The following is an 11,721-nucleotide window of genomic DNA, read 5'->3' as shown; positions in this document are numbered from 1 at the left end:
TAGAAAACCCGAGGGGTTTACGCTTCGACCAGATACCGTTCGGACAATGGCAGGCTGGCCGCGCCCAGCGATCTGGCGCTTGGGCCAACAGACCCGGCCGCGATCAGAGGCCGTTCAAGCCCAGTCAGGTTGAGCTGTGACATCTGTGATTCGACCTCGGCAATCAGCCGTGCCTTGATGTCCTCGGGCAGCCAGCCGTCGATCTTGACGCATTCAAAATCGATCAGGCTGCAGGATGAGACAATCGCACAGGCCAGTCCGAACCCGGCCTGTTGCAGCCAATTGTCCAACTCGACTTGTGGGATATGCCACTGATCGGTTTCCTCCCACATCAAGCCGTCGGTTGCGGTGACGGCACGTTCCAGGGTGTAGAGGCTGGCCACGTCGATCAACGGCTTCACAACGCCTGTTTCTATAGGAACGGGCATGGGCCCAAGCGCCCCTGCATTTCCCCGACCCGCATAGATCGAACCATTCAGGACAACGCCGCCGCCGATGAAATAGCCAACATAGAAATACAGGAAATCGCGCGGCCCGTCGGCGGGGCCAAAAACCAGTTCCGCACCGCAGGCCGCTGTTGCGTCATTCTGCAAAAAGACGGGAAAGTCATAGGCTTCGGCCAAATCCGCCTGAATGTCTGCCGTACGCCAGGGGTCCATCTTTTTCTGCGCCACCTGAAGGGTTTGTGCCCAGTCCCACAAATAGAAAGGCATGGCGATCCCAAGGCCCGCGACGCGGGGTCGGGCCTCGGGCGACAGGTCAGAGATCATCCGATCCAGCGCCTGTTTGGCAAATTTCAGTGTCGCGTCCGGTCGCGGGTAGTCGTACGTCTGACTTTCGTGCTTTCGCACGCGCCCAAGAAAGTCGGTCAGAACCAATTCGGCGCTGCGACGACCTATTTTCAAACCGAAAAACAACGCCCCATCCGGGTTAAGCCGCATCGGGATCGAGGGTTGCCCGACCTTGCCCCGCACAGGCTCGCCCCGCAGCAGCAGACCATCCTTTTCCAGCTGCCGCATGATGACCGACACGGTCTGCGCAGACAGACCCGTCATCCGCGCGATTTCGGACTTGGCCAAGGCTTCGTGCCTGCGGACCAGAGACAGGACCAGACGCTCATTCCGAGCGCGCATTCCGCTTTGGTTGGTCCCTTTGACCTCGGAAATCCGTTCTGACGGCGTGTTTTCCTGTGGCACTTCAACAGACACGTCTGACCCTCCCCTGTTCAAAACATGAGAAACCGGCGTCTTTCTGTCAATAATAAATAAGAGTGATTTATTTATTGACTCATTTTGAGATTCTTGTGATGGTTTTGCCGTGGGGTCGGGCCATTGCTGCCCGATCACCCATATGCCGACACCGGCATGGGAGAAATTGGGAGGAGAACTTATGAAACTTGCGACTTTCGCAGGCGCGACAGCTTTGGCCCTGACGGTCACAGCAGGCAGCGCGTTTGCCGACACCACTGTTTGTTTGATCACCAAGACCGACACCAACCCCTTCTTCGTCAAGATGAAGGAAGGTGCGACCGCCAAGGCAGAAGAGCTTGGCATGACCCTGAAGGCCTTCGCGGGCAAGGTCGATGGCGACCACGAAACCCAGGTTCAGGCGATTGAGACCTGCATTCTGGACGGCGCAAAAGGCATTCTGCTGACCGCCTCTGACACCTCATCCATCGTACCTGCCGTGCAGCAGGCACGGGATGCGGGCGTGCTGGTGATTGCGCTTGATACACCGCTGGAGCCGATTGAGTCGGCGGATGCGACCTTTGCCACCGACAACTTCCTGGCCGGGCTGCTGATTGGCCAATGGGCCAAGGCGACGCTGGGCGATGCGGCCAATGACGCAAAGATTGCCACACTGGATCTGGCGGTCAGCCAGCCCACCGTGGACGTTCTGCGCAATCAGGGTTTCCTGCAGGGCTTTGGCGTCGATCTGGCGGACCCCAACGTGATCGGAGACGAGGATGACCCCCGCCTTGTCGGCAGTGACGTCACCGCCGGGAACGAAGAAGGCGGTCGCCGCGCGATGGAGAATCTACTGGCCAAGGACCCGACGATCAACGTTGTGCACACCATCAACGAACCGGCTGCTGCGGGTGCGTACGAAGCGCTCAAGGCGATTGGACGCGAAAATGACGTGCTGATCGTGTCGGTCGATGGCGGCTGCCCCGGCGTGCAGAACGTGGCCGATGGCGTGATCGGCGCGACCTCGCAGCAATACCCGCTGCTGATGGCCTCGCTGGGTGTCGAAGCGGTTAAGAAATGGGCCGATGAGGGTGTGAAGCCCGAAAACACGCCCGGCAAGGACTTCTTTGACACTGGCGTTGCGCTTGTCACCGACAAGGCCGCCGATGGGGTCGAGTCGATCTCGGTCGATGAAGGCATGAACCTCTGCTGGGGTTAATCTGACGACGCAGGAGGCGGCACTGCGGCCTCCTGCCATCCAATCACACCTTTACCCGAAAACTTGCTAAAATGGTCCGCAGACGGGCTCTTGACGCTTGGGGGAACCTTTTATGTCCGATACGTCACGACAACCTGATGATTTCGAGGCCGCCGCGCAGGGCAGCCCGGAACAGGTCGCAGAGTTTGAAGATCATCACCGGGGATTTGTGGGAACGGTTCAGCATTTCCTGCATGTGAACCCCTCGCTTGTTCCGCTGATCGTTCTTGTTGCCGCCATTGTCATCTTTGGCGTTTTGCTGGGGTCGAAGTTTTTCTCGCCCTTTGCGCTGACACTGATCCTGCAACAGGTGCAGATCGTCGGTATCGTCGCAGCAGCACAGAGCCTTGTGATCCTGACCGCAGGCATCGACCTGAGCGTGGGTGCGATCATGGTGATGTCGTCAGTGGTGATGGGGCAATTCACCTTTCGCTACGGCCTGCCGCCAACGGTCGCGATCATCTGCGGGCTGGCTGTCGGGACGGCCATTGGCGCGATCAACGGATATTTGGTCAGCCGGGTCAAATTGCCCCCGTTCATTGTAACGCTGGGCATGTGGCAGATCGTTCTGGCCGCCAACTTCCTGTATTCGCAAAACGAAACGATCCGCTCGCAAGACATCGAAACAAACGCCCCGATCCTGCAAGTGTTTGGCGCGAAATTTAACGTGGGCGGGGCCGTTTTCACGGTTGGCGTCATCTTCATGTTGGTGCTGATATTGGTGCTGGCTTACGCGTTGCGGCACACGGCCTGGGGGCGGCATGTCTATGCTGTGGGCGATGATCCCGAAGCCGCCGAACTGTCGGGTGTAAACGTGCACCGCACACTGATGTCGGTCTATATGCTGTCCGGTCTGATCTGCGCCTTTGCGGGCTGGGCCCTGATCGGTCGCATCGGATCGGTGTCACCGACTTCGGGGCAACTGGCCAATATCGAAAGCATTACGGCGGTTGTGATTGGCGGGATTTCTTTGTTCGGCGGGCGCGGCTCGATACTGGGCTCGCTGTTCGGAGCGCTTATTGTCGGGGTGTTCACACTGGGTCTGCGCCTGCTTGGGGCGGATGCGCAATGGACCTTCCTGCTGATCGGTATCCTCATCATTGCAGCGGTCGCGGTCGACCAATGGATCAGAAAGGTATCAGCCTGATGGAACCCATTCTCAAAGGACGCAACCTTGTCAAACGCTACGGCAAGGTCACCGCACTGGACCATTGTGACTTTGACCTGATGCCGGGCGAAATTCTGGCGGTGATCGGGGACAATGGCGCAGGCAAATCTACGCTGATCAAGGCGGTTTCAGGCGCGGTCACGCCGGATGAAGGCGACGTCTGGCTGGATGGGCAGAAGGTGCAGTTCCATTCGCCCATCGACGCGCGGGAAGCCGGGATCGAGACCGTTTACCAGACCCTGGCCATGTCCCCTGCCCTGTCGATTGCCGATAACATGTTCATGGGGCGCGAGATCCGCCGGAGCGGCCCGTTAGGGTCATGGTTCCGAATGCTCGACCGTCCCGCGATGGAGAAATTCGCGCGCGACAAGCTGAGCGAATTGGGCCTTATGACCATCCAGAACATCAATCAGGCGGTCGAAACACTGTCCGGTGGTCAAAGGCAGGGCGTCGCCGTGGCGCGGGCGGCGGCCTTCGGGTCGAAGGTCATCATCCTTGACGAGCCCACAGCGGCGCTTGGCGTCAAGGAAAGCCGTCGGGTGCTGGAGCTTATCCAGGACGTGAAATCGCGTGGCATTCCGATCATCCTGATCAGCCACAACATGCCCCATGTGTTCGAGGTCGCCGACCGTATTCACGTGCATCGTCTGGGCAAACGCTTGTGTGTGATCGACCCCAAAGACCATTCGATGTCCGACGCGGTGGCCTTTATGACTGGCGCGATGGACCCACCCGGTGAAGGCAAGGCGGCGTGACGGCGGAAGGATCGACAGCCCCTGACCTCGCCCAGCAGATTGCCGAGGCGGTCCGGGCGCTGCCTGACCAGAAAACGCGGAACCTTGTGGCGATTGCAGGCCCTCCGGGCGCCGGGAAGACGACCATCGCGGCGTTGGCGCGGGACATGTTGCAGCGGCAGGGGATCGCCACCGGTCTGGTCTCGATGGACGGGTTTCACTATGACAACGCCATCCTGATCAAGCGCGGTTTGCTGGAGCGCAAAGGCGCGCCGGAAACCTTCGACATCGCCGGGTTTCAGGCAATTCTGCACCGCCTGTTGACCGAAGATGAGGTCGCCGTTCCCGAATTTGACCGCGAGATTGACAAGGCCATCGCCGCGCGTGGACTGGTCGCGCCCGAGCAAAAGCTTGTTCTGGTCGAGGGCAATTACCTGCTGTTGAAAGAAGCTGGCTGGGCAAACCTTACCCAGATATGGGCGCTCAGCGTCTTTCTGGATGTTGATCTGCCCACGCTGGAGGACAGGTTGACCGCGCGTTGGCTGGATCACGGCCTGCCCCCTGACGCGGCCCATGCCCGTGCGCTGGCGAATGATATTCCGAACGCGAAACGGATTCTCTCCAACTCACGTCCTGCGGATATTGTGCTGCGTTAGAACCGGCTGACGTCAGTGAATCCCAGCCGTCAGTGTCCGCACCAACTGGCGTTGCACCAGCAACAAAATAACGGCGGGCGGCAACAGGGCCATCAACGCCAGCGCCATCCCCGCCGGATCCCCGATCCCGGCATAGACCATCCCGCTGACCAGCGTGCTGTGGGTCAGGCTGGTCGTGGTGATGATGACCGGCCAGGCATATTGGTTCCAGCCGAACACGAACAGGATCGCAAACAGCGCGGCCATCATCGGCAGGGACAAGGGCAGGATCGTATCGAAGAAAAACCGCATCGGTCCGGCACCGTCCATTCTGGCGGCCTCCATCAGCTCAACCGGGATTTGCCGCAGGAATTGGTTCAGCACCAGAACGCCCAGCCCGCTGGCCGAAACAGGCAGGATCATCCCGGTGTAAGAGTTCAGAAGGCCCAGATCGCTGGTCACGGCGGATGTGGGCAGCATCCGGCTTTCGATGGGAAAGAACATGGCCAGCAAGATCGCTGCAAAGATCAGGTTTCTGTAACGCAGGCGAAAATAGACCAGCGCATAGGCGGCCAACATTGATACTGAGCATTTCAGGGCCGCCACGCCAACAGCCAGTACCAGCGAGTTCCACATCATCGCCCCGGCACTGATGCTGTTGCTGCTGACCCCGTTTTCCCAAAGGTTCTGGAACAGTGGCCACAGATTGCCGACGCCAACACCGGCCACAAGTTGCCAGCCCAACACGGCAACCGGCCCGGTCATGACGACCGCTCCGACAATCAGGATCACATGGTCCAGTATGTTGGTTTTGCGCAATTTTTGTCCAACGCGCCGTTTTGGGTTCCTTCAGCCTGACCGGGATAGGCAAACTGCGCGGTTCGGTCAACGCGCGGAATTGCCCGGGCAGAGTTGAATTACGGGCGTTTTGTCTATATATAGACATTAAATCTGTTTTCGGACAATGAGGACGCCATGGAAATCGCAGCTCTGCCGCAAGAGGACAACGCCGCCCCGTTGCTTGTCCCGGTTGAAGCCGCAGATCGCGCGCGCCTCAGCGGGCCGGGTCTGCGCACGTTTCGCAATATCGCGCAAGGCTGGGGGCTGAGCGAGGCGCAGCGCATTGCAACATTGGGGCATCCCGGTCGATCGACCTATCACGCCTGGATCAGGAAGGCGGTTGATCGCAAGCCGATCTCTCTGCCCTTTGACACATTGGTGCGCATCTCGGCCATTTTGGGGATCCACAAGGCCCTGTCGATCCTGTTTCTGGATCAGGATCAGGCGGTGAAATGGTTGACCAGCCCGCATAAGGGCACGGTCTTTGCAGGGTCGTCCCCATTGCATCTGATCGTGACCGGTGGGCAGGACGGCATGATGACCGTGCGCCGCTATCTGGATGCCTGGCGCGGTGGTGACATGGGTCAGGGCGCGCCCGAGGGCAGTTTCGAACCGGTAACCGAAGACGACGTGGTCTTTTTGTGAGCTGGGATCTGACCGGGTACACCCGTGCCCGAGCTACATCTTCAACCTGCCGTATCATCCCGTCACGCTTCCCGCCTGTGTCCGCGTTCGAAGACGTGGCCAGCGCCGACGATCTGGCAGACGTCTTTGAACTGGAAGGCTGGACCAATGACCGGCTGGTGGCCACGCGCTTGTCCCGGCTGGATCGGGCACAATGGGTCTATGGCCGACCCAATGCCAGCATTGTCATGTCCTCGTTTCTGCACGGGTCGGTCACGGGGATGCGTTTCACCTCATCCCTGTTGGGCGCGTGGTACGCGGCCAGCGATCTCATGACCTCGGTGCTTGAAGTCGCCAATGGGCTGCGCAAGGAAATCTCACTTTCGGGTCTGACCCACAAACGCGAGGCCTATCGCGAATACGAGGCACGGCTGGTCGGCGATTTTGTCGATGTCTTTGGCAAACACCCCGAGTTTCATGACCCCGACGATACAAACTATCCCGTTCCCCAACGCTTTGGCGAACATGTGCGACACGCGGGCCCTGGTTTGGGTCTGGTTGGCATTCGCTATGAAAGCGTTCGCAGGCCGGGACATGAAAACTGGGTCTGCTTTGACCCGCCATCGGTGCAAGATGTTGTTCAGGCCCGCCATTTCGAGATCGACATACGCCCGACGGGCAAAGTGACGGTCGAGGAATTGACGTAACCGCTGGGACATCAAAACCCTGCATTTCCCTGAAAAAGCCGATAACCCCGACGAAAATTCTGTTTACTGACCGCCACGTCCCGTGCACATTCGAGGCATGCCTTATTTCGAGCGAAAACCCTACGCCAGCATGCTTCGTGCAGTAGATCCGACCGCGCCGATGTTGGATCAAAACCCGATATCGGATTTGGCGCGCAGTGTTTTGGACGCTGAAACCGGTCAGAAACTGCCGCTGGACGGGCCATTTCAATGCCAGGAAACCTGCAGACCGGGCGGAACGGGAACAATTGTGCTGTCCGTTGCCGCACCGGCCGGGTTCGGTGCGGTTGAGATGCGGTTCGAGGCTGGTGATCTGACGAACGAAGAAGGTGCTGTGATCCCCGCCGACCGCCTGCGGGTCGAGCCTGCCACTCTAAAGCTGGGCGCGGGGGAAGTGGTCGATGTCAGCGTTATTCTGACGGTGCACGATCTGGTGGACCCCGGCCAGTATCATGGGCGGGTTCATTGTTTTGGCTCGGAACGCTCGGCCATCGTGGTAAAATTCGATATCGCCGCCCGTCAGACCTGACGCGCGACCAGATAATCCATGAACTGACCCAGAAAAGCCCGTGGGCCGCCCTGAGCCCCGGCAAACACGTTGTCAAACTCAGTGCGCGCTGACTGAAGCAGATCATCCGCCGCGCGCTGCGCGTACTCGACACAGCCGTAATGGTGCATCCGCGACAAAACCCAGTCGACATCATGGGTCGAGCGGTCTTGTCTGGGGTCGGACAGAAACCGGGACAGGCGGTCTTTTTCGCGCTGCTCGCCATTCAGGCTGAGCTGGCTCAGCATCAAGGTCCGTTTGCCCTCGTATATATCGCCGCCGATTTCCTTGCCGTATTTGTCTTGACTTCCGACAAGGTTCAGAACGTCATCCTGTATCTGAAATGCGGCCCCCAGAAAGAAGCCAAAGGCGTTGAAATCGTCCAGATTCAACCGGCCCGAGGCCACATCATCCGGTCGCGCGATCAACGCTCCAATCCGCAGCGGGTGGATAAAACTGTACCAACAGGTCTTTTTCAGACACATGGTCAGGTAATCCGCCGGGGTGACGTCCATCCGGTTGTCGCGAATCCACCCAAGCTCGATCGCCTGCCCTTCGATGGATTGCAGCAGAAGGTGATCGAACTCATCCAGCACGCGCGCCGACGTCTCGGGGCCCAGCGGGTCCAGATTGTCGCGCAACAGACGTAAGGCCAGCGCCTGCATGCCGTCGCCCGTATTGATCGCAAGCGGCACGCCGAGGCGTTTATGCATGCATTCCCGGCCGCGACGGAAATCGCTGACATCTTCAATGTCGTCATGGATCAGAAACGCGTTGTGCAGCAGTTCGATCACCGCTGCTGACACGATGGCATCTTCGGTTTTGCCGCCGAACGCCTCGCAGGTCGCCAGCAAAAGCGCCGGGCGCAGCCCCTTGCCGGACGTTTCGATATAGTCGCGGATTGGACCGTACAGATAATCTTTGGGCTCATGCGTCGGCAGCCGGTCCAACAACGCCTGTCGCGCCTGATCCCCGTAAGAGGTCAGTTGCTCCAGAAATCCCTGCGTTGCCGCCGGATCCAGATGCGCGGTGGATGCGCTCACAGGCTCAGCCCTTCTGCGTGATGATAACTTTGCGGCGCGAACCGCCCGCCGCGCCGGGGTTCGGCTTTGAATTCAGCGATGTGCCCATGATCCGGTCCACGCCGGGCACGGATGAGGGCTCGGCCCCGGTTCCGACAACGTCCAGCGCGACCTCTTCGGCCTGCTCTGCACCCGGGATCGGGATGTCCACACCCGGCACGTAAGACGCCATCATATCATACAATGCGGGCGGAGGGCACACCATCCGCAGCGCATCCGCAATCGCGGGTTCTTCGACAAACCCGCCGGGCTTGGAATACTCGCTGGCAATTGGGCCGACAGCGGCCAACGGCCCTTCACCCCCGCCCGTCGTTCCCGTGGTGTCCTGCGCGGTGCGCAGCGATGCCTGAACCGCCTCCGAAAACCGATCATCCCAGGGCAGACCGGCCTGATACCGCGCGTAATCATAGGCCCGCAGCGGGCGCAGAATATCCGGTTCGTGCAGATCCCAGATTTTGCAAAGCTCGGCGTCGGAGTTGCTGCGCCTTAGGATGCCATTGACGGCGCGGCGCGCGGCTTCGTTCGCGCCTTCCATGGTGGCAAGGTCGGTGAAGGTGCGCACATAATCCGACGCCAGAAAGAAATTCGGGATCAGAGTCGCCGCGTTGGGCCGCAAGCGCCACGTGTTTATGCGATTAACCAGCAGCGGTTCGACATTGCTCATCCGCGAGGGGTGCTCGGGGTCGGCGACAATATCGGGATCAAGGAACCAATAGTGCATATCCTCGTCGCGCAGAACGGTTTGGCCGTCCACGTTGAGGCTGCGTTTCATCTGCGCCCAGACCTCATCCGCGATCTCTTCGCGGGTGCAGTTGCGTGCGGTCTTGCCGTTCAGGCCCGGCTTGTCCCATTCGGAGATATCGATGGACAGCAGGCCCTTGGTCTTGCCCTCGGCCCAGTTCTCGAAATTGATATCGGGCCAGAATTGTTTCTGCGACACTGCGGTCAGCGCCCATGGGCTGTCGATGAAGATCACGTGGCCATGGGTCAGTTCGACCTCTTTCGTCAGGTAATACTGGATGCCGTTCATCCACTGGACGTTCTCAGCCAACAGCTTCAACTTGGCCAGCGCCGGATCCAGAGCGGTCATCGACCGGGTCACAAGCGGCGCGATCCGTTCGATTGGCAGGGCGCTGATGAACCAGTCGCCGGTGATCGTTTCCTCTTTCCCGGCCTGCTCGATTGTGGCGTTCACGATCCGCCCGTCTCGGCACTCGATGCCCGTGACTTTTGAATCGAAGTGGTATTTCACCCCCTTGCTCTCGAGGTAGTTGAGCCAGGGCTGGATCCAGACCAGATTTGTCGGCCCATTCAGCAATCGGTTGCAATGCGGTTCCGGTGTGGCAATGCCCAGCTGCAACTGAATGGCGATATCGCCCACGGTCTTGGTGCTGGCCGTTGTGGCCTTGGCCGCCACCAGCGAGCGCGTCAGGCCAATCGCCAGAAACTTCTGATAGGCCTCTGACCGTTCTTCGGCCCCGATGAAATCCCACCAGCCGGTGCGTTCATACTCATCCTCGCGCCGTTCCTTGCACGAGGTTGCAATGCGCCACATACAGCTGATGAAATGTTCGACATCCTCGAACCCGATCTCATCCCGGGGCGAGATCGTAAAGGCGAAGGTCTTGAGCGCGTCCGCGACCTCTTTCAAGGACCGGGGAGAGCGTTCGGGAACGATAATGCCCGGCTTGTCGAACTGGCTGACCAGAACCTGCGTGGTTGGCATCAGGTTATCGAAACAGGTGCCCTTGTCGTAATAGGGCGTGCGGGCCATCGTGTCGGTGATGTGGCGGTAGAAGTTCGGGAAGAAGCGGAACCCGTGTTCGCCCGGCAACCAGGGGCGTTTGACACCGGGCGGGAAGTCCGCGCCGTCCATATCGACCCATTGCTGAAGCGCCTCGATATGCTTGGCTTTCGATCCCCGGTCATCTTCGCTTTTCATCACGGGGATGCTGCGTGCCTTGCCGCCGGCGATCAGTTGTCGTTCATAAACCTCAACTTCGAACCCGCGCTCGATCAGCTCATGCGCGGCACTCATCCCCGCCACGCCGCCGCCCAGTATGACCACCTTCTCAGGCATCAGATGTTCCTTTCGCGGAATAGACGTCAAAGCGCAGGGTGACGTCGGACAGGCTCGCCTGCCCGATCCCGATCCCCTGCACCCGGTTCAGCCACTTATAGTTGGGGTTCGACGTCAGATAACGTGAGGCAATGTGAACGGGGGCCGTGGCGGGCAGCTGCCCCTTGCACAATGCGGCAAAGGCTGTCTGACCAAAGTCGCAAATGCCTGAGTCCTCGAACATGATCGGCTCGCCACCATCGTCCGGTTTGATCATCGCCCGCGCATTCAGACTGCCCACCCCGTCCGGTCGCACCTGCATCCAGTCGCCGCCCACCGGCTCAATCGTGCCATTCAGCTTCGGGCCACAAACCGTGCCGCCTTCGCGGATGGCGAAATGCAGCCAAAGCCCTTCCGGGGTCTCTCCGGTGGTGCGAAAATTTGCGTCAAACGGAACCACAAAACGCGCGATATGGTCCAGAGCCGGCGATACCGGGGCCGCATCTGCTGCCGGTTTTTGCGCTGGCTTGACCTGCTGATAGCCCGGATCAACTTCGCGACCCCGGCTTGTCAGAACGGGACGCCACGACATCGGCTTGCCCGCCAAAGCAAGGGGCAAAGTGGCGGCGAATTGCTGCATTCCTGTCTTCGGATCACACCCAACAGGCCACCCCCGCACCGCGCGTTCCGGCCCGCCCGCTTCGGAAAACAGCAATCGCAACGTGTCGTGCGACGATACAGCCGGTCCGGCCTCGACCAGAACCCGCTGAACCCCGCTGACGGTCTGGGTGACCGCCTCGGACCACCGCAGGGTAATCCCTTTGTCGGTGAACTCGCGCAC

The 11,721-nt window shown here is 59.8% G+C and carries 12 protein-coding genes; 7 read left to right on the top strand and 5 right to left on the bottom strand.

Features of this window, described 5'->3' with window-relative positions:
* Positions 1-17: 17 nt before the first annotated feature.
* The gene (locus ACR0AC_RS10755) at positions 18-1,133 is read right to left on the bottom strand and encodes an ROK family transcriptional regulator (RefSeq protein WP_170622681.1); all 1,116 of its coding nucleotides are present in this window, start codon (positions 1,131-1,133) and stop codon (positions 18-20) included.
* 256 nt (positions 1,134-1,389) lie between these two features.
* On the opposite strand from ACR0AC_RS10755, the gene ACR0AC_RS10750 reads away from it, so the two are divergent.
* The 4 genes from ACR0AC_RS10750 (at position 1,390) to ACR0AC_RS10735 (ending at position 5,003) form a co-directional block, all read left to right on the top strand.
* Complete coding sequence (locus ACR0AC_RS10750) at positions 1,390-2,406, top strand: sugar ABC transporter substrate-binding protein (RefSeq protein WP_170622633.1); 1,017 nt, start codon at positions 1,390-1,392, stop codon at positions 2,404-2,406.
* 112 nt (positions 2,407-2,518) lie between these two features.
* Complete coding sequence (locus tag ACR0AC_RS10745) at positions 2,519-3,592, top strand: ABC transporter permease (protein ID WP_170622634.1); 1,074 nt, start codon at positions 2,519-2,521, stop codon at positions 3,590-3,592.
* Positions 3,592-4,368, top strand: a complete 777-nt coding sequence (locus ACR0AC_RS10740) for an ATP-binding cassette domain-containing protein (protein WP_170630976.1) — start codon at positions 3,592-3,594, stop codon at positions 4,366-4,368. The genes ACR0AC_RS10745 and ACR0AC_RS10740 overlap by 1 nt, the downstream gene beginning before the upstream one ends.
* Positions 4,365-5,003 carry a nucleoside/nucleotide kinase family protein gene (locus ACR0AC_RS10735; RefSeq protein WP_480873263.1) on the top strand — a complete coding sequence of 213 codons (639 nt, stop codon included), beginning with the start codon at positions 4,365-4,367 and terminating at the stop codon, positions 5,001-5,003. The genes ACR0AC_RS10740 and ACR0AC_RS10735 overlap by 4 nt, the downstream gene beginning before the upstream one ends.
* A gap of 12 nt (positions 5,004-5,015) precedes the next feature.
* Here ACR0AC_RS10735 and ACR0AC_RS10730 read toward each other — a convergent pair whose 3' ends face one another.
* Positions 5,016-5,801, bottom strand: coding sequence for an ABC transporter permease subunit (locus ACR0AC_RS10730; protein WP_480873261.1), 786 nt, complete (start codon positions 5,799-5,801; stop codon positions 5,016-5,018).
* 156 nt (positions 5,802-5,957) lie between these two features.
* On the opposite strand from ACR0AC_RS10730, the gene ACR0AC_RS10725 reads away from it, so the two are divergent.
* The 3 genes from ACR0AC_RS10725 to ACR0AC_RS10715 all read left to right on the top strand — a co-directional run bounded on the left by ACR0AC_RS10725 (position 5,958) and on the right by ACR0AC_RS10715 (position 7,721).
* Entirely contained in the window at positions 5,958-6,467 is a 510-nt protein-coding gene (locus tag ACR0AC_RS10725) for an antitoxin Xre/MbcA/ParS toxin-binding domain-containing protein (protein ID WP_480873259.1), read from the top strand.
* Positions 6,464-7,153, top strand: a complete 690-nt coding sequence (locus tag ACR0AC_RS10720; RefSeq protein WP_480873257.1) for an RES family NAD+ phosphorylase — start codon at positions 6,464-6,466, stop codon at positions 7,151-7,153. The genes ACR0AC_RS10725 and ACR0AC_RS10720 overlap by 4 nt, the downstream gene beginning before the upstream one ends.
* Positions 7,154-7,283: 130 nt before the next feature.
* Positions 7,284-7,721: a hypothetical protein gene (locus tag ACR0AC_RS10715; RefSeq protein ID WP_480873256.1), complete on the top strand. Its 438-nt coding sequence runs from the start codon at positions 7,284-7,286 to the stop codon at positions 7,719-7,721.
* Here ACR0AC_RS10715 and ACR0AC_RS10710 read toward each other — a convergent pair.
* From ACR0AC_RS10710 to ACR0AC_RS10700, 3 genes are read right to left on the bottom strand one after another with little or no spacing between them, the layout of a single operon-like run.
* Positions 7,712-8,782, bottom strand: coding sequence for a polyprenyl synthetase family protein (locus tag ACR0AC_RS10710; RefSeq protein WP_480583988.1), 1,071 nt, complete (start codon positions 8,780-8,782; stop codon positions 7,712-7,714). The genes ACR0AC_RS10715 and ACR0AC_RS10710 overlap by 10 nt on opposite strands.
* A 4-nt stretch (positions 8,783-8,786) precedes the next feature.
* The gene (locus tag ACR0AC_RS10705) at positions 8,787-10,901 is read right to left on the bottom strand and encodes a hydroxysqualene dehydroxylase (RefSeq protein WP_480873254.1); all 2,115 of its coding nucleotides are present in this window, start codon (positions 10,899-10,901) and stop codon (positions 8,787-8,789) included.
* Positions 10,894-11,721 (bottom strand): DUF3237 domain-containing protein, encoded by an 828-nt coding sequence (locus tag ACR0AC_RS10700; RefSeq protein ID WP_480873252.1) that lies wholly within the window; start codon positions 11,719-11,721, stop codon positions 10,894-10,896. Before ACR0AC_RS10700 ends, ACR0AC_RS10705 begins: the two co-directional genes overlap by 8 nt.

Source organism: Ruegeria sp. H7, assembly GCF_056532945.1.
Note: the sequence above shows the minus strand (reverse complement) of the source record. Positions and strands in the feature narration are given on the sequence as shown.

What these genes read in the sequence shown, in the direction of transcription:
- ACR0AC_RS10725 (WP_480873259.1), top strand. Translation starts at nt 5,958, where the DNA reads ATGGAAATCGCAGCTCTGCCGCAAGAGGACAACGCCGCCCCGTTGCTT.
- ACR0AC_RS10705 (WP_480873254.1), bottom strand. Translation starts at nt 10,901, where the DNA reads ATGCCTGAGAAGGTGGTCATACTGGGCGGCGGCGTGGCGGGGATGAGT.
- ACR0AC_RS10715 (WP_480873256.1), top strand. Translation starts at nt 7,284, where the DNA reads ATGCTTCGTGCAGTAGATCCGACCGCGCCGATGTTGGATCAAAACCCG.
- ACR0AC_RS10740 (WP_170630976.1), top strand. Translation starts at nt 3,592, where the DNA reads ATGGAACCCATTCTCAAAGGACGCAACCTTGTCAAACGCTACGGCAAG.
- ACR0AC_RS10750 (WP_170622633.1), top strand. Translation starts at nt 1,390, where the DNA reads ATGAAACTTGCGACTTTCGCAGGCGCGACAGCTTTGGCCCTGACGGTC.
- ACR0AC_RS10745 (WP_170622634.1), top strand. Translation starts at nt 2,519, where the DNA reads ATGTCCGATACGTCACGACAACCTGATGATTTCGAGGCCGCCGCGCAG.
- ACR0AC_RS10755 (WP_170622681.1), bottom strand. Translation starts at nt 1,133, where the DNA reads ATGCGCGCTCGGAATGAGCGTCTGGTCCTGTCTCTGGTCCGCAGGCAC.